Origin of the sequence: Modestobacter sp. L9-4 (assembly GCF_019112525.1) — a bacterium.
In the GTDB taxonomy this organism is placed as follows: domain Bacteria; phylum Actinomycetota; class Actinomycetes; order Mycobacteriales; family Geodermatophilaceae; genus Modestobacter.
Genome location: NZ_CP077800.1, coordinates 710513 through 726341 on the forward strand (window position 1 = coordinate 710513; position 15829 = coordinate 726341).

Here is a 15829-nt window from a genome sequence, read left to right on the forward strand (position 1 = left end):
GCGGGCGTCAGCGGGACGTCGGCTGCGCGTCAGCGGCGGCGCGCACCTTCTTCCTCAGACACCACCGAGGAGGACCCATGGAGAACACCATCGAGGCCGAGGGCCTCGTCCTGCACTACGGCTTCACCCGCGCCCTGGACGGCGTGGACCTCACCGCCCCCGCCGGCACCGTGCTCGGCGTGCTGGGCCCCAACGGCGCCGGCAAGACCACCGCCGTGCGGGTGCTGGCCACGCTGCTGCGCGCCGACGCCGGCACCGCCCGGGTCGCCGGGTACGACGTCGCCCGCCAGCCCCAGCAGGTGCGCGAGCAGATCGGCCTGACCGGTCAGTACGCCTCCGTCGACGAGGACCTCACCGGCCGGCAGAACCTGGTGATGATCGGCCGGCTGCTGGGCTTCAGCCGCCCCGAGGCGCACGCCCGGGCCACCGACCTGCTGGGCCGGTTCAGCCTCACCGACGCCGGCGGCCGCCCCGCGAAGACCTACTCCGGGGGCATGCGCCGCCGCCTGGACCTGGCCGCCAGCCTGGTCAACCGGCCGAAGGTGCTGTTCCTCGACGAGCCCACCACCGGCCTGGACCCGCGCAGCCGCAACGAGGTCTGGGACACCGTCCGCGGCCTGGTCGACGACGGCACCACGGTGCTGCTGACCACCCAGTACCTGGAGGAGGCCGACGAGCTCGCCGACGACATCGTCGTCTTCGACTCCGGCCGCGTGGTCGCCCGCGGCACCAGCGACGAGCTCAAGCACCGCACCGGCGCGCAGACCCTCACCGTGCGCCCGGTCGACCGGGCGCACCAGCCGGTCGTCCTGCAGGTGCTGGAGCAGGTGACCGGCAGCGTCCCGAGCACCGACGCCCGCGGCACGTCGTCCGTGCCGGTGCCCGACCCCGCGCTGCTCAGCGCGGTCCTCGACCAGCTCACGGTGCGCGGCGTCGCCGTCTCCGAGCTCGCCGTCCGGCTGCCCAGCCTGGACGACGTCTTCTTCGCCCTCACCGGGTCCTCCACCGCCCCCACTCCCGAAGCGAGCCTGGCATGACCACCCTGACCCCCACCCGCCCGACCGCACCGGCGCCGACCCGCGCGACCAGCGGCAACGCCCTCTCCCAGGCGCTCACCCTCGCCTGGCGCAACGTCGTGAAGATCCGCCGCCAGCCCGAGGCGCTGATGGACGTGAGCCTGCAGCCGATCATCTTCACGGTGCTGTTCACGTTCGTCTTCGGTGGCGCGATCGCCGGTGACTGGCACCAGTACCTGACCTACCTGGTGCCCGGCATCCTGGTGCAGACCCTGATGTTCGCCACCGGTGGCATCGGCGTCGCGCTGAACAACGACATCAGCAAGGGCGTCTTCGACCGGTTCCGCAGCCTGCCGATCGCCCGGTCCGCCCCGCTGATCGGCGCGGTGTTCGCCGACGTCGTCCGGTACGTGACCGCCACGGTGGTCCTCTTCGCCTTCACCCTGGTCCTGGGCTTCCGGACGACGCAGGGCGTCCCCGCCGCCGTGCTGGCGGTGCTCGTGGGCATCGGCTTCGCGATGTGCCTGTCCTGGGTGTTCGTCTGGATCGGCCTGAAGGTCCGCTCCGCCGGTGCGGTGCAGGGCGTGGGCTTCCTCGCCACCTTCCCGCTGACCTTCGGCAGCAGCGCGCTCGTCCCCGCCGACACCCTGCCCGGCTGGCTGCAGGCCTTCACCAACAACAACCCGGTGACGCACCTGATCGACACCGTCCGCGGGCTGCTGCTGGGCGGCCCGGTCGCCGAGCCGCTGGCCTGGACGGCGGGCTGGGGCGCGCTGCTGCTCGCGGTCTTCGTGCCGCTGGCGATGCGGGCCTACCGCCGCCGGGTCTGAGCTACCCGGTGAACATCGCCCCCGGCCAGCCGCCGGTGTAGGTGACCCCCAGGTCGGCGAAGACGTCGGCCCGCGGGGTGGCCGCACCGGCGGCGTGCCGGCGTTCCAGCTCCTCGTCCCCCAGGACGGCGCGCACCCGGCGCTCGACGACCAGCCCGACGAGCCCGGCGTGGTCCCGGCGCCCGCGGACCGCCGAGGCCCGGCCCAGCAGGGTCCCCGCCCGGCCGGGGTCGCCCTCGGCCAGCGCCAGCGCCGCCCGCGCCTGGACGGCGATGGCCGCGACCGGCATGTCCGCGGCCATCCGCACCGCGAGGTCGGTGGCGCCGGCCAGCTGCTCCGCTGCCTCGGCCAGCAGCGCCGGGTCGGCGCCGGCCTCGACCCGCAGCGCGAGGGTGGTGGCCAGCCCGCTCTGCGCCGAGGACGCGATCTGCGGCGGCCCGACGGTGACCGTGGCCAGCCGGGCCAGCGCGGAGCGGTACCAGCGCTCGGCGTCGTCGAGCCGGCCGTCGAGCAGCGCCAGCTCGGCGGTGCCGCTCTCGGCGAAGGACAGCACCATTCCGCCGTCTCCGTCGACCGCGGCGCGCACCGCGGCGACCTCCCGGCCGGCGCGCTCGGTCTCGCCGGCCGCGGCCCGGACCAGCGCCAGCCGGACCTGCATCATCGGCGTGTCCTCGTGCGTGCCGAGCTCCTCGGACAGCGCGATGGTCTCCTCGAAGGCGGCGGCGGCACCGGCGAGGTCGCCCTCGGTGGCGCGCAGCTGCGCGAGGGCCGCCGCGGTGATCGACCGGCCCCACCGGTCGCCGAGCCGGGTGAATTCCGCGCGGGCGAGCTCCAGGTCGGACTCGAGCGTCTCGGGGTCCCCGTCGTTCTCCGCGACCTGGGCCCGCACGCCGTGCGCCATCGCCACCACCCACGGGTCGGGGTGGGACGCCAGCCTGGCCAGCGCGTCGACGGTCCGGCCGCGACCGGTGAACATCACGGCCATCCCCCAGGCCACGGCGGCGGTCGCGTCGTCGGAGGCCCAGGTGTCGGCCTCGGGCAGGTCGGCGACCGCCTGCAGCGCCCGCAGGGCGACGCCCCAGTCACCGCCCTCGAGCTGCAGCATCGCACTGAAGGCCAGGCAGGCGGTGCGCAGCGGCGAGGGGCCGCCGGGCAGCTCGACGACCTGGGTCAGCCAGCGGGCGCCGGCGACCTGCATGCCGGAGAGGAACCAGTACCAGGTCAGCCGACCGGCCAGGTGCACGGCGGCGTCGCCGTCCCGGGCGGCGATGAGCCGCTGGAGGACCGCCACCAGCGCGTCGTGCTCGGCACGCAGCCGGTGCAGGGCGCCGAGCTGGTCGGCCCGCCGCAGCCGGGGTTCCAGCTCGTCGACCAGCCGCAGGCACCACGCGGTCTGCGCGGCCTCCACCGCGGCGCGCTCGCCGGCGGCGTCGAGCTGCTCACCGCCGTAGGCGCGGATGGTCTCCAGCATCCGGTAGCGGACGCTGCCGTCGGAGCCCTCGGCGGCCAGCAGCATCGACTTCTCCACCAGCCCGGTCACCGCGTCGAGCACCGCACCGGCCGGCCAGCCGGGGTCGGCGCAGACCTCCTCGGCGGCGTCCAGGGCCGCGCCGCCGCTGAACACCGACAGCCGGCGGGCCACCGCGCGCTCACGCTCGTCGAGGGCCTCCCAGCTCCACTCCACGACCGCGCGCAGCGTCTGGTGGCGGGGCAGCGCGACCCGACTGCCCCCGGTGAGCAGGGAGAACCGGTCGTCGAGCCGGTCGGCGATCTGCTGCACCGACAGGCTGCGCAGCCGGGCCGCGGCGAGCTCCAGGGCCAGCGGCATCCCGTCGAGCCGGGCGCACACCTCCAGGACGGCGGGCAGGTTCTCCGCGGTCACGCTGAACCCGGGCCGGACGGCGGCGGCCCGGTCGGCGAACAGCCGCACCACCGGGGTGCCCGCGGCGCCGTCGGCGCCGGCCTCGGGCACGTCCAGCGGGCCGACGGGCAGCACTGCCTCGCCGGGGACGCCCAGCGGCTCGCGGCTGGTGGTGAGCACCGACAACGCCGGGCAGTGCGCCAGCAGGGTGTCGGTGAGCTCGGCGACGGCGGCCACCAGGTGCTCGCAGTTGTCCAGCACGAGCAGCGCGCGGCGCTCGGCGAAGGTCTCCTGCAGCCGGTCACCGGCCTCGACCAGGGTGGGCACCCGCTCCAGCGAGGTGCCCTCGCGCTGGCCGACGGCGGCCAGCACGGCCGCCGGCAACAGCCGCGCGTCGGCGACCGGCGCCAGCTCCACCCACCACACCCCGTCGGGGACGGCGGCCCGACGGCGGTGCGCGGACTCCAGCGCCAGCCGGGTCTTGCCCGCCCCGCCGGGCCCCAGCAACGTGACCAGCCGGCCGGCGTCCAGCAGCCGCTGCACCCCGGTGAGCTCGGCCTCGCGGCCGAGGAAGCTGGTCAGCGTGCTGCGCAGCGGGCTCCCGCCGCGGGGTGCGGGGGCCTCGGGCTCGGGCGGCTGCCCGCGCAGCACCGCCAGCTGCTCGGCCTGCAGCGCCGGTGAGGGGTCCAGGCCGAGCTCGTCGGCGAGCTGCGCGCGGCAGCGGTCGTAGGCGGCCAGCGCGTCGGCCGGGCGGCCGAGCAGCCGCAGCGCCCGCACCTGCAGAACGCACAGCGGCTCGCGCAGCGGGTGGTCGGTGACCAGCTCCTCCAGCTCGGCGAGCGCCCCAGCCGGCTGGCCCAGCGCGATGCCGGCGGCCAGCCGCTGCTCCGCGGCGGTCAGCCGCAGCTCCTCCAGGCGGGCGACGGGTGCTGCGGAGAAGGCCAGGTCGCGCAGGTCGGCCAGCGCCGGCCCGCGCCACAGCTGCTCCGCCTCGCTCAGCAGGGCGACCACCCGCGCCGCGTCGGCCTCTGCGCGCGCCCGGGCGGTGAGCGTCTCGAACCGGCCGGCGTCGACCGCGTCGGCGGGCAGGTCGAGCAGGTAGCCGTGCGCCTGCGCGCGCAGCGACAGCTCCGGTGCCGCGCGGCGCAGCCGGGAGACCAGCGCCTGTAGCGCGTTGCCCGGAGCGGCCGGCGGGTCGGCGTCCCACACCGCCTCGACCAGCGTGTCCAGCCCGACCACCCGGCCGGGCTCCAGCGCCAGCCGGGCGAGCAGCGCACGGGCGCGCGGTCCACCGACGTCCACCGGGTGGCCGGCACCGTCGCGGACGACGACCGGGCCGAGCAGGCAGACGGAGAGGGGCACGGCGTCCATGATCTCCCGGCGGCTGATCAGGCGGACGTGCGGCGCAGCAACCGCAGGGAGCCGGTGCCCGGCAGCTCGGTGAACTGCCCCGAGGCGAGCACCCGGGTGTAGACGCCGAACGGGGCCTGGCCGCCGTCGGCGGGGTCGGGGAAGACGTCGTGGACGGCCAGCGTGCCGCCGACCGCGACCTTGGCGACCCAGGCGTCCTGGTCGCGGCGGGCGCTGGACTCGGTGTGGCTGCCGTCGAGGAACAGCAGCGCCAGCGGCGTCGACCACAGCGGGGCCAGCACCTCCGACCGGGCGACGACGGCGAGGACGACGTCCTCCGCGCCGGCGTCGGCGATGGTGCGCCGGAACCCGGGCAGGGTGTCGATCCGGCCCACGGCCGGGTCGACGAGCTCGGGCTGGTGGTACTCCCAGCCGGGCTGGTGCTCCTCGGAGCCGCGGTGGTGGTCGACGGTGACCACCTGGCGCCCGGTCTCCCGGGCCGCCGCGGCCAGGTACAGCGCGGACTTCCCCAGCCAGCTGCCGATCTCCAGCAGCGGGCCGGGCACGGTCACCGCCCGCGCCGCCTCGTAGAGCGCCCGCCCCTCGTCGGCCGGCATGAACCCCGGTGCCGCGGCCGCAGCGGCCAGCAGGTCGGTGCTCACCGCGGGTCCCGCGGACGCGGCGCCCCGGGGCCGGGCTCGTCGCGGTGCCGGGGCGGCTCGGCCGGCCGGCGTCCGGCGGGGTGGGCACCCGGGCGGCGCAGCGCCTGGGCCGGTGCCGTCTCGGGCGCGGCGACCGGCGCAGGTGCCACGTCCGGGGCAGCGGTGGAGGCGGCCGTGGCCACCAGGGCGCCGACGAGCGTGGTCACCGGCACGGCGAGCACGAGCGCGATGCCCCCGACGAGGGTGCGGATGACCTCCTCGCCCACCTCCGAGCCGGTCAGCGTCGTCCAGAACGGGCGCTGGTAGAGCTCGAAGAGCAGCAGCAGCGGCAGCGCGGCCCCGGCGTAGGCGAACACGATCGTGTAGATCGTCGAGGCGATGTGGTCGCGGCCGATGGACATGCCGCGGCGGAACAGCTGGTGCCAGCTGCTCTCCGGCGCCGCCTCGTGCAGCTGCCACACCGCCGAGGCCTGGGTGATCGTGACGTCGTTGAGGATGCCCAGCCCGGCCACGACGGTGGCGGCGAGCACCAGCCCGGAGAAGTCCAGCGTCGGGTCGAACTGCAGCAGCTGGGTGGCCTCCTCGCTGGAGAAGCCGGTGAGGTGGGCGGCGGCGACCGCGACCGCGCCGATCGCCGCCGACAGGGCCAGCCCGAACAGGGTGCCCAGCAGCGCCGTCGTCGTCCGGGCGGAGAAGCCGTGCGCGAGGTACAGGACGACGAACATGATCGCCGAGGAGCCGACCAGGCTCACCCAGATCGGCGAGGACCCGTCCAGCAGGGCGGGGAGCATGAACTGCATCAGCACGACGAAGGCGAAGCCCAGCCCGAGCAGCGCCAGCAGCCCGCGCAGCCGGGCGACCGCGCCGACGATCAGGGTGAACAGCAGCGCGAGGACGACGATCGGGGTGCCGCGCGGGAAGTCCTGGAAGGTGTAGCCGGGGGTGCCGGTGTCGACGCCGGGGTCGCGGTTGAGCACCAGCTCGTCGCCCAGCCGCACGCCCTCGGCCACCACCTCGGGCGGCAGCTCGACCTGCACGTAGTCACCGGCGCTGTCGCCCTCGGCGACCACCATCACCGCGCGGGCGCAGGTCTGCGCGGGGGCGTTGCCGGTGGCCTCGGCGCACTCGTAGGTCTCCAGCGAGGCGATCGTGGCCTCGGGGTAGGTGGTGCCCGGCGGCATGAACGACTCCGCCGCCTGCTCGGCCGCGGTCTGCCCGCTCGCCGGCCACAACGCCACCAGCCCGACCAGCGTGGCCAGCCCGATCGGGACCAGCACGTAGAGCATCAGCCGGACCGCCCGGCGGCGCCGCTCGACCGCCGCCGGGTCGGGCGGCAGCACCTCGCCGTCGGGTCCGGTCACGGGTCCGTGGCTGTGGGTGTGGGCCGGCACGCGGTCAGGCTAGGCCGCCTGTCCGGCCGGAGCCGGGACCCGGGGCTCAGCCGGCCGGCGGGGGCGCGACCTCGCCGAGCAGCTCGGCTCCGGCCAGGTAGCCGGCCAGCAGCGCCGTGGCCACCTGCCCGACCACCTCGTCGCCGGGCAGGAACCGCGGCGAGTGCAGCCCGGGACGCCGTCCGTCGCCGTTGGGCGCCCCGCCGTCGACGCCGAGGAAGAGCATCAGCCCGCGGGCGCCGGCGCAGAAGTGCGAGAAGTCGTCGGAGCCGAAGGAGCGCCACGCGTCGTCCACCGTCGTCCCGCTGCGCGCGAGCCAGCCGGCGGCCCCGCGGGCCAGCTCCGGGTCGTTGAGCAGCGGCGGCATGTTGTTCTCGCTGTCGACCTGCACGGTGCAGCCGTACGCGGCGGCGGTGTGCTCGGCCACCTCGGTGAGCGCGCGCACCAGCGCCAGCCGGTCCTCCTCGCGCATCGCCCGCAGGCCACCGCGGGCCCGGGCGGTGTCGGGGACGACGTTGAACGACGTCCCGGCGTCGAGCTGGGTGACCGCGAGGACCGCGCCGACCGTGGGGTCGACGCGGCGGCTGACCAGCTGCTGCAGGTTGAGCACGATCGCGGACAGGGCCAGCACCGGGTCGGCGGTGGTGTGCGGGTAGCCGCCGTGACCGCCGTGGCCGGTGACGGTGATCGTGAACTCGTCGCTGGAGGCGTTGACCGGGCCGGGGGTCGCGTTGACGACGCCGGCCGGCAGCTGCGGCTGCACGTGCGCGGCGACCACGGAGTCCACCCCCTCCGCGGCCAGCACGCCCTCGGCGACGACGTCGGCGGCACCGGAGGGGGCGCGCTCCTCCCGCGGCTGCAGCAGCAGGACCAGCGGCGCGGGCCCGCCGACCCGGGTGACCGCGCGGGCCAGCGCCACCAGCCCGGCGAGGTGGGTGTCGTGCCCGCAGGCGTGCATCACGTCGCCGGTCGCGCTCCAGGGGGCACCGGTGCGCTCCTGCACGCCGAGCCCGTCGAGCTCGGCGCGCAGCGCGACGCTGCGCCCCGGCCCGCCGGTGACCCGCACCAGCCGGCCGGTCTGCGCGACCACCTGCCCCTCCCCCAGGCCGAGCGCGGCGACCACGGCGGCGGCGGTGTCGGCCTCGTCGCCGGAGATCCGCGGGTCGGCGTGCAGGGCGTGCCGCAGCTCCACCGCGGCCGGCAGCTCCTCGGCCAGCGCGGCGCTGAGCCGGTCGAACCAGGTGGCGAGCTCGGCGGGCACGGTCGTTCCAGGGGCGCTCACCGCCCCATCCTCACCGGGGGCACGTTGCAGGCGGATGTCGGGCCGGGACCGTCGTCGGCGAGGCTGTGGCGGCGGTGGCCGTAACGATCGGGTCCCGGCGGACATGTAGGTGTGTGGTCACCATGAGAGAGCAGCCGCCGCCCGACGCGGGGCCGGCGTCCGAGTCCGTGACCACCCTCGTCGAGGACGCCTACCGCGCGTGCGGGACGGCGGTGCTCGGCTACGCGATGCGGCGGACCGCCTCCCGTGAGGACGCCTCCGACGTCGTCGCCGAGACGTTCGCGATCGCGTGGCGGCGCCGGGCGGAGATGCCGGTGGACCCCGACGACGCGCGGCCCTGGCTGTTCGGCATCGCCCGGTTGTGCCTGGCGAACACCGCCCGCAGCGCCGAGCGGGCCGGCCGGCTCGGCGCCCGGCTGGCCGAGTCCCTCGCCGACGTCGGCGTCCCCGAGCCGTCCGTCGTCCACGAGGGCCGCGCCGACAGCCGGGTGGTCCGGGAGGCGCTGCAGCAGCTCTCCCCCGAGGACCAGGAGCTGGTGACCCTCATCGCCTGGGAGGGGCTCACGCCCGCGCAGGCAGCCAGCGCCCTGGGACTGACCGCGGGCACGGCCCGGGTCCGGCTCCACCGCGCGCGCACCCGGCTGCGGGCCGCACTCCACACCGCCTCCGAGATCGAGGAGACCGACCGTGCTCACTGACCGGGAACTGGACGCCCGGCTGGCCGGCGCCGCCGGCGTCCGTGACGGCGACCTGCCGCCCCTGCCCCTCGACCTGGCCACCCTGATCGGGCAGCCCGCGCCGGCTGCCGAGCCCGCGTCGGTGGTCGCCGCCCGGCAGCTGGTCGAGGACGCCCGGGCCTCCCGGACCTCGGCGCGCCCCCGCCGGTGGCCCCGGCGTGCCGTGCTGCTCCGCGCCGGCGCCGCAGCGGTCGCCGTGGCCGCGGTGTGGGCGGCGGTCGTCCTCCCGGCGGACCCCACCGCCTCCCCGGACGGCGGTACCGCGGCACCGACCTCGACGGCACCGACCGCTGCGACCCCGACCATCGCACTGCCGACCGGCGGGATCTCCCTGGTCGCAGCCGAGGCGGTGACGTTCCCGCTGTCGCTGGACCCGGTCCCGCCGGGGCTGACGCCGGTCATCCTGAGCCGCAGTGGCGGTGTCGAGGAGCAGGGGTTCGGACCCCTCACCTGGTCCGCCGACTACGAGCAGATGGACGGTGAGACCGGGGGCGGGGTGGGCATCCAGCTCCTGCCGGACGATCCGCGTGGCGGTGGCCGCGGCTGGCCGGACCAGCCCGACCGGCACGACATCGTCGACTCCGGGGTCGTGACCGTCGACGGCCAGGACGCGGCGTACGTCCAGGCCGCCGACCGCGAGCCGGGGCCCGGCCGGGGGGACCTGACCACGGCCCTGACCTGGCAGCGACCGGACGGGCAGTGGATCGAGGTGCTCGGCAGCGGTGCGTACGGCGACGACCCCGCCGCGCTCATCGCCGTGGCCAGGTCGATCGTCTTCCGCCCGCAGCCGGTGGACCTGCAGTTCGGCCTGGCACCCGCCGGCTGGTCGGTCACTGGGTACCAGACCGGCGGCCCGAGTCTGGGCGCCTACCTCGACGTGACCAGCGACCGCGATCCGCGGCAGCTGATCCGCCTGGGCCTCATCGGGCGGCAGGGCGGCGCGACGATCGACAGCGCGATCGAGGACATCGCACCCGCAGCCGCGGCCGAGCCGGTGACCGTCCACGGCCTCGACGCCCGGCTGGCCCGGGTGGCCGCGAGCGACGGGCAGCCGGAGCACTGGGTCCTGGTCGGCGAGTTCGTCGCCGACGGGCCGCTCCTGCAGCTCCTCGCCCCGATCGAGCTGACGGCTGAGCAGGTGGTCGCGATCGCCGACCAGACGTCCTACACGCCCTGACGACGGCGAGCCGGGACGGGTCCTCCAGCGGCTGGGTACCCGTCGCGGCCGGTCGTGCCACCGGCGACGTCCTGCTCGCCCTAGCCTGCCCGGGTGGACCTCGACCCGGTGCGCGGCGCGTACTCCTCCGTCGCGGAGCGGTACATCGACCTGTTCGACCGGGGCTGGGTCGAGCGCGAGGACGCCGAGGACCTGGCCCTGGTCGAGCGGCACCTGGTGGGGCTGCCCGGACCGGTCCTCGACCTGGGCTGCGGACCGGGCCAGTGGAGCGCCCACCTGCACGCCCTCGGCGCCGAGGTGACCGGGGTCGACGTGGTCCCGGAGTTCATCGCGCACGCCCGGGCGGCCCATCCCGGCCCGGAGTTCGTGCTCGGCCCGATGACCGGGCTGGACCTGCCCGCGCACTCCGCGGCCGGCGTCCTCGCCTGGTACTCCACGATCCACCTGCCCCCGGACGAGCTCGACGGGGTCCTCACGGCGATCCGGCGGCTGCTCGTGGACGGCGGCCCGCTCGTCATCGGCTTCTTCGACAGCGACGACGGCGTGACGCCCTTCGACCACACGGTCGTCACCGCCCACCGCTGGCCGGCCGACGTCCTCGCCCAACGGCTGGCGGCCGCCGGGTTCACCGAGCTGGAGCGCGTCCAGCGGCGGTCACCGACCCGGTCGGACCGCCGGTACGCTGCGATCGCCGCGAGCGCGTCCTGACCCACGACCCGGCGGGACGGCTGCCCGGGCAGGCTCCCCCGCGCACGTCCCGCGCCCTCCTCGCCGCCGACGTCGCGGTCAAGCTGGCGACGACGGCACTGCTGGTGTTCGCCGCGCTGCACCCGGACTGGCAGCAGTTCGCCGGCAAGGCGATGGGCGCCCGCGCGGTCGCCTACCCGCTGGGGCTGCTCGTCCTGCCGGTCCTGTGGTGGCTGCTCCGGCGCCGGTCCGGTCGGCTGTACCCGGCGCTGGCGGACCTGCTGGTGTCGGTGCCGTTCCTCGTGGACACCGCGGGGAACGCGCTAGACCTCTACGACGCCGTGGTCTGGTTCGACGACGCCTGCCACCTGGTCAACTGGGCGCTGCTGCTGGGCGGGCTGGCCGTCTCGCTCCCCCGCCGGCTGCACCCGTGGACGCGGCTGGGGCTGACCGTCGGGCTGGGCTCGACCACCGCGCTGCTGTGGGAGGTCGGCGAGTACGTCACCTTCCTGCGGGACAGCCCCGAGCTGGCCACCGCCTACACCGACACGCTCGGCGACATGGTGCTCGGGACGACCGGGTCGCTGCTCGCCGGGCTCCTGGTCCTGCGGCTCAGGCCGAGCCCCTCGCCGGGTCCAGACCCAGCGGCGTAGCGCACCAGCGCACGGCCCGCCCCGTCGTCGGCACCCGAGCCCCGAGCCGGAGACGGGCGACCCACCGGGACGCGAGGGGCGCCTCCGGCCGGATGCGCACGGCAGACTCGCGGTGAGCGACCGGGGTGCGGTGTTCCCACCGCCCCACGTGGCCGGGCTCATCGGCACGGAGACGAGCCGGTGGCGCTGCTGCTGGGACGTGCGCGTCAGGAGGAGGCCGACTGCAGATGTCCACTGCCAGGGGTCCCGTGGGCGGGACCGTCGACCTGGAGGCCGATCCCGGTCGCGCCGCTGAGCTCTGCACCAGGGCGCAGGCCCGGCTGCTGGCCGCGGTCGAGGTGCTCGCCGACGCGGACGTCCGCCGGGCGAGCAGGCTGCCGGGCTGGAGCATCGGGCACGTCCTCACCCACCTGGCCCGCAACGCCGATGCACACGCCCGGCGGCTGGCCGGCGCCCTCGACGGTCAGGACGTGGCCAAGTACCCCGGCGGGGCAGCCCAGCGTGCACGCGACATCGAGGACGGGGCCGGGCGTTCCGCCGCCGAGCTGGTGCAGGACCTGGCGGTCAGCCAGCAGCGGCTGGAGCAGCTGTTCACCGCGTGCGCGGCCGCGGGCTGGCCGGGGAGGCGGCTCCTGGGCGGCGCCCACTACCCGGCCACCGGCTGCCCGGCCCACCGGCTGCGCGAGGTGGAGGTCCACCACGTCGACCTGGACATCGGCTACGGACCGGCGGACTGGCCGGCGGAGTTCGTCGCCTGGGAGCTGCCCGGCCTGCTCGCCTCCGTCCCCGACCGGCTCCGCTCACGGGAGGACCGGGCAGCCGTCCTGGCCTGGCTGACCGGGCGCGGCGCTTCTCCCACCGGCCTGCGCCTGGACCCGTGGTGACCGGGCGCGCGGGGCAGCAGCCCGTCAGTCCCCGGGACCGTCCGCGCGGAGCGGGCGGTCAGGTGGCGTCGGACGGCGGGGCTCCCGTGCGCCCGCGCCCCCCTCTCGCGCACGGACGCTCACCCGGACGGCGAGCGTGCGCGAGGAGGACAACGGCCGGCCGGCCGCAGGCACCTGCTGCGTGATGCGCCAGGGCTGCCCCTCCCCGAAGTACGTGTGCACCCACATCTCGTCCAGAGCATCGACCTGCAGGTCCACGCCGAGCTGCCGACACAGCCGGACGGCGTCGTCGGGGTGGAGGCCGGTCACATCGGGCGCGAGCTCGGTCATGCGTGCATCATCGGACGCCGCACCGGAGGGCGCGACCACGACTCCCGGACCTGTGCTGGTGCACCGGGGGGAGCGGGACCGGCACGGTCGGCAGCACGTGCACCGCGGCGGTGACGGGTCGGAGAGCCGGCGATCAGCAGCGGCCGGGCCGCACGCCTGCGTCGCACGACCGGCGTGGTGCACCGCCCGGTGATCGGGTGGCACGGGCGACGTCATCGACGAGTGCGGGACGTCTCGACCCTGACGGTCCCAGGACGCCGAACGGGTCTCACGTAGCGTGAACGTCATGAGCCGCACGCGTCGTGAGCCCAAGCGACTCCCTGCGCTGCCCCGTGCAGCCCTCCGCGTCATCCCGTTGGGCGGGCTGGGTGAGATCGGCCGCAACATGACGGTGTTCGAGCACGCCGGCAAGCTGCTGATCGTCGACTGCGGCGTCCTGTTCCCCGAGGAGCACCAGCCGGGGATCGACGTGATCCTCCCCGACTTCACGTTCCTCCGGGACCGGCTGGACGACGTGGTGGCCGTGGTGCTCACGCACGGGCACGAGGACCACATCGGCGGCGTGCCCTACCTGCTGCGGGAGCGGGGCGACATCCCCGTGGTCGGCTCGAAGCTGACGCTGGCGTTCATCGAGGCCAAGCTCAAGGAGCACCGGATCACCCCGGTGACCGAGCAGGTCGCCGAGGGCGACGAGCTGCGGCTGGGCCCCTTCGACCTGGAGTTCCTGGCGGTCAACCACTCCATCCCCGACGCGCTGGCCGTGGCCATCCGCACCGCGGCCGGGCTGGTGCTGCACACCGGCGACTTCAAGATGGACCAGTTCCCCCTGGACCGGCGGATCACCGACCTGCGCGGTTTCGCCCGGCTCGGCGAGGAGGGCGTCGACCTCTTCCTCACCGACTCCACCAACGCCGACGTCCCCGGCTTCACGACCTCCGAGGGTGAGCTCACCCCGGCGATCGACACGGTCTTCCGCACCGCACCCAAGCGGGTCATCGTCTCCAGCTTCGCCAGCCACGTGCACCGCATCCAGCAGGTGCTCGACGCCGCGCACCAGCACGGCCGCAAGGTCGCCTTCGTCGGCCGGTCGATGGTCCGCAACATGGGCATCGCCCGCGACCTGGGCTACCTGAAGATCCCCAAGGGCCTGGTCGTGGACATGAAGGTGCTGGAGAGGCTGCCGGCCGACCAGGTGTGCCTGATCTGCACCGGGTCGCAGGGCGAGCCGATGGCGGCGCTGTCCCGGATGGCCAACGGTGACCACGTCATCCGCATCTCCGAGGGCGACACCGTGCTGCTGGCCAGCTCGCTGATCCCGGGCAACGAGAACGCCATCTACCGGATCATCAACGAGTTCACCCGGATCGGCGCCAACGTCGTCCACAAGGGCAACGCCAAGGTGCACGTCTCCGGGCACGCCAGCGCCGGCGAGCTCGTCTACTGCTACAACATCGTCAAGCCGCGCAACGTCATGCCGGTGCACGGCGAGCCCCGGCACCTGAAGGCCAACGCCGAGCTGGCCATCCGCACCGGTGTCGACCCCAAGGGCGTCGTCATCGCCGAGGACGGCGACGTCATCGACCTGCTCGACGGCCGCGTCTCCATCACCGGCAAGGTGCCTGCCGCCAACGTCTACGTCGACGGCAACACCGTGGGCGGAGCGACCGAGGTCTCCCTCCAGGACCGGCGGACCCTCGCCGAGGAGGGCGTGATCACCGTCGTGGCCATCGTCGACGCGAAGACCGGGCAGCTCGCCGAGGCCCCGGACTTCCTGGCCCGCGGCTTCGTGCACGAGGCGGAGTCCTTCGACGCTGCGGTCCCGCTCATCGAGCGGGAGCTGGCCCGGGCGGCGGCGGACGGGGTCAAGGACGCCGCCAAGCTGGAGGAGCTGATCGGCCGCGCCGTGGCCGGCTGGGCCAACCGGGCACACCGCCGCGCGCCCGTGATCATCCCGGTGGTCATCGACGCCTGACCTCGGCCGGTGAGTGCCCCTGGCAGGTGAGGCCCGGGCAGCACCCAGTGCCCGCAGGAACGCACCGGCACCTCCGGCGTCGCGCCGGAGGTGCCGGTGACGCCCGGTGGGACCACCGACCTCCGGGCAGCCCGACGAGGCGTGCCATGCCCACGGGCGACCTGTTGCGCCGGCAGCGGAACGGCGACGTCGTGGCAGTCCTGCTGAGCGCGGACGCGGCACCGTGCCCGTCATGAGCGCCGACTTCGCCGGGGAGACCGCCCGGCTGTACGCCCGGTACCGCCGCGACCTGCCCGCCGACCACGCCGAGGAGCTGGCCGCCCAGCTGGGGCTCGCCCCGACCGACCAGCTCCTCGACCTGGGCTGTGGCACCGGGCAGCTCACCGCACCGCTGCTCCCCCACTGCGCCGGCGTCGTGGCCGTCGACCCGGAGCCGGGGATGCTCACCGGCCTGCGGGACCGCGGGCTGCCCGGCGTCGTGGCCGTGCTCGGCGCCGACACCGACCTGCCGCAGCTGGGCCGGCTGCTGGCCCCGCTCGGAGCCGTCGTCGTCGGCAACGCGCTGCACTGGATGGACGAGGCGGCGACGCTGGCCGCAGCCGCCGCGCTGCTGCGTCCCGGTGGCGGGCTCGCCGTCGTCACCCAGGGGCCACCGCTGTGGCTGGGCCCGGCACCGTGGCAGCTGGCGGTGCGCGGTGTGCTGGAGGAGCACCTCGGCCCGGTCACCGCCACCTGCGGGAGCGACGCCGCCGCGCTGGCCACCCGGGTCGGCCTGCTGGAGAGCCAGGGCCTGGCCGTGCAGGTGAGCAGCTGGCGGGCCGACCACGTCGTGGACGCCGCGTGGGTGACCGGTCACCTGGGCAGCGCGCTGTCCGGCGACGTGCTCACGGGCGAGCTGCGGACGGCGCTGGAGACGGCGCTGGCCGGGCACGCCGGACCGCTGGTCGAGCAGGTGCTGACCACCGCGGTCGTCGCCCGGCGCACCTAGAGTCCCCGC

Annotated in this window: 14 protein-coding genes; 9 read left to right on the forward strand and 5 right to left on the reverse strand. The window is 75.7% G+C overall.

Annotation, left to right across the window (positions count from 1 at the left end; translation table 11 throughout):
• The first annotated feature begins 77 nt into the window (after positions 1-77).
• Together KUM42_RS03350 and KUM42_RS03355 are read left to right on the forward strand one after the other, a co-directional pair.
• Entirely contained in the window at positions 78-1037 is a 960-nt protein-coding gene (locus KUM42_RS03350) for an ATP-binding cassette domain-containing protein (protein WP_237494917.1), read from the forward strand.
• Positions 1034-1846 carry an ABC transporter permease gene (locus KUM42_RS03355; protein ID WP_237494920.1) on the forward strand — a complete coding sequence of 271 codons (813 nt, stop codon included), beginning with the start codon at positions 1034-1036 and terminating at the stop codon, positions 1844-1846. Before KUM42_RS03350 ends, KUM42_RS03355 begins: the two co-directional genes overlap by 4 nt.
• A gap of 1 nt (position 1847) precedes the next feature.
• Here the strand turns inward: KUM42_RS03355 and KUM42_RS03360 are convergent, their stop codons facing one another.
• The 4 genes from KUM42_RS03360 to KUM42_RS03375 form a co-directional block, all read right to left on the reverse strand.
• Positions 1848-5078 carry a BTAD domain-containing putative transcriptional regulator gene (locus tag KUM42_RS03360; RefSeq protein ID WP_237494921.1) on the reverse strand — a complete coding sequence of 1077 codons (3231 nt, stop codon included), beginning with the start codon at positions 5076-5078 and terminating at the stop codon, positions 1848-1850.
• 17 nt (positions 5079-5095) lie between these two features.
• The gene (locus KUM42_RS03365) at positions 5096-5719 is read right to left on the reverse strand and encodes a class I SAM-dependent methyltransferase (RefSeq protein ID WP_237494923.1); all 624 of its coding nucleotides are present in this window, start codon (positions 5717-5719) and stop codon (positions 5096-5098) included.
• Positions 5716-7080, reverse strand: a complete 1365-nt coding sequence (locus KUM42_RS03370; RefSeq protein WP_237494926.1) for a YibE/F family protein — start codon at positions 7078-7080, stop codon at positions 5716-5718. The genes KUM42_RS03365 and KUM42_RS03370 overlap by 4 nt, the downstream gene beginning before the upstream one ends.
• A gap of 76 nt (positions 7081-7156) precedes the next feature.
• Positions 7157-8392: a M20 family metallopeptidase gene (locus tag KUM42_RS03375; protein WP_237494928.1), complete on the reverse strand. Its 1236-nt coding sequence runs from the start codon at positions 8390-8392 to the stop codon at positions 7157-7159.
• A 167-nt stretch (positions 8393-8559) separates the two neighbouring features.
• Between KUM42_RS03375 and KUM42_RS03380 the strand changes: the two genes are divergently transcribed.
• The 5 genes from KUM42_RS03380 (at position 8560) to KUM42_RS03400 (ending at position 12530) form a co-directional block, all read left to right on the forward strand.
• Positions 8560-9090 carry an RNA polymerase sigma factor gene (locus KUM42_RS03380; protein ID WP_237494929.1) on the forward strand — a complete coding sequence of 177 codons (531 nt, stop codon included), beginning with the start codon at positions 8560-8562 and terminating at the stop codon, positions 9088-9090.
• Positions 9080-10306 carry a hypothetical protein gene (locus tag KUM42_RS03385; protein WP_237494931.1) on the forward strand — a complete coding sequence of 409 codons (1227 nt, stop codon included), beginning with the start codon at positions 9080-9082 and terminating at the stop codon, positions 10304-10306. Before KUM42_RS03380 ends, KUM42_RS03385 begins: the two co-directional genes overlap by 11 nt.
• A gap of 93 nt (positions 10307-10399) precedes the next feature.
• Complete coding sequence (locus tag KUM42_RS03390) at positions 10400-11014, forward strand: class I SAM-dependent methyltransferase (RefSeq protein ID WP_237494932.1); 615 nt, start codon at positions 10400-10402, stop codon at positions 11012-11014.
• 104 nt (positions 11015-11118) lie between these two features.
• Complete coding sequence (locus KUM42_RS03395) at positions 11119-11646, forward strand: hypothetical protein (RefSeq protein ID WP_237494934.1); 528 nt, start codon at positions 11119-11121, stop codon at positions 11644-11646.
• Positions 11647-11873: 227 nt separating this feature from the next.
• Positions 11874-12530, forward strand: a complete 657-nt coding sequence (locus tag KUM42_RS03400) for a maleylpyruvate isomerase family mycothiol-dependent enzyme (RefSeq protein WP_237494935.1) — start codon at positions 11874-11876, stop codon at positions 12528-12530.
• A 24-nt stretch (positions 12531-12554) separates the two neighbouring features.
• Here KUM42_RS03400 and KUM42_RS03405 read toward each other — a convergent pair whose 3' ends face one another.
• On the reverse strand, positions 12555-12860 hold the full coding sequence (locus tag KUM42_RS03405; RefSeq protein ID WP_237494937.1) for a hypothetical protein: 306 nt from the start codon (positions 12858-12860) through the stop codon (positions 12555-12557).
• 286 nt (positions 12861-13146) lie between these two features.
• Here KUM42_RS03405 and KUM42_RS03410 point away from each other — a divergent pair, with 286 nt between their 5' ends.
• Positions 13147-14832, forward strand: coding sequence for a ribonuclease J (locus KUM42_RS03410; protein WP_237494938.1), 1686 nt, complete (start codon positions 13147-13149; stop codon positions 14830-14832).
• 232 nt (positions 14833-15064) lie between these two features.
• Positions 15065-15820: a class I SAM-dependent methyltransferase gene (locus tag KUM42_RS03415; protein ID WP_237494940.1), complete on the forward strand. Its 756-nt coding sequence runs from the start codon at positions 15065-15067 to the stop codon at positions 15818-15820.
• Positions 15821-15829 lie beyond the last annotated feature (9 nt).

Coding starts and splice junctions, on each gene's coding strand:
- KUM42_RS03350 (WP_237494917.1), top strand. CDS start 78: ATGGAGAACACCATCGAGGCCGAGGGCCTCGTCCTGCACTACGGCTTC.
- KUM42_RS03355 (WP_237494920.1), top strand. CDS start 1,034: ATGACCACCCTGACCCCCACCCGCCCGACCGCACCGGCGCCGACCCGC.
- KUM42_RS03360 (WP_237494921.1), bottom strand. CDS start 5,078: ATGGACGCCGTGCCCCTCTCCGTCTGCCTGCTCGGCCCGGTCGTCGTC.
- KUM42_RS03400 (WP_237494935.1), top strand. CDS start 11,874: ATGTCCACTGCCAGGGGTCCCGTGGGCGGGACCGTCGACCTGGAGGCC.
- KUM42_RS03405 (WP_237494937.1), bottom strand. CDS start 12,860: ATGACCGAGCTCGCGCCCGATGTGACCGGCCTCCACCCCGACGACGCC.
- KUM42_RS03410 (WP_237494938.1), top strand. CDS start 13,147: ATGAGCCGCACGCGTCGTGAGCCCAAGCGACTCCCTGCGCTGCCCCGT.
- KUM42_RS03415 (WP_237494940.1), top strand. CDS start 15,065: ATGAGCGCCGACTTCGCCGGGGAGACCGCCCGGCTGTACGCCCGGTAC.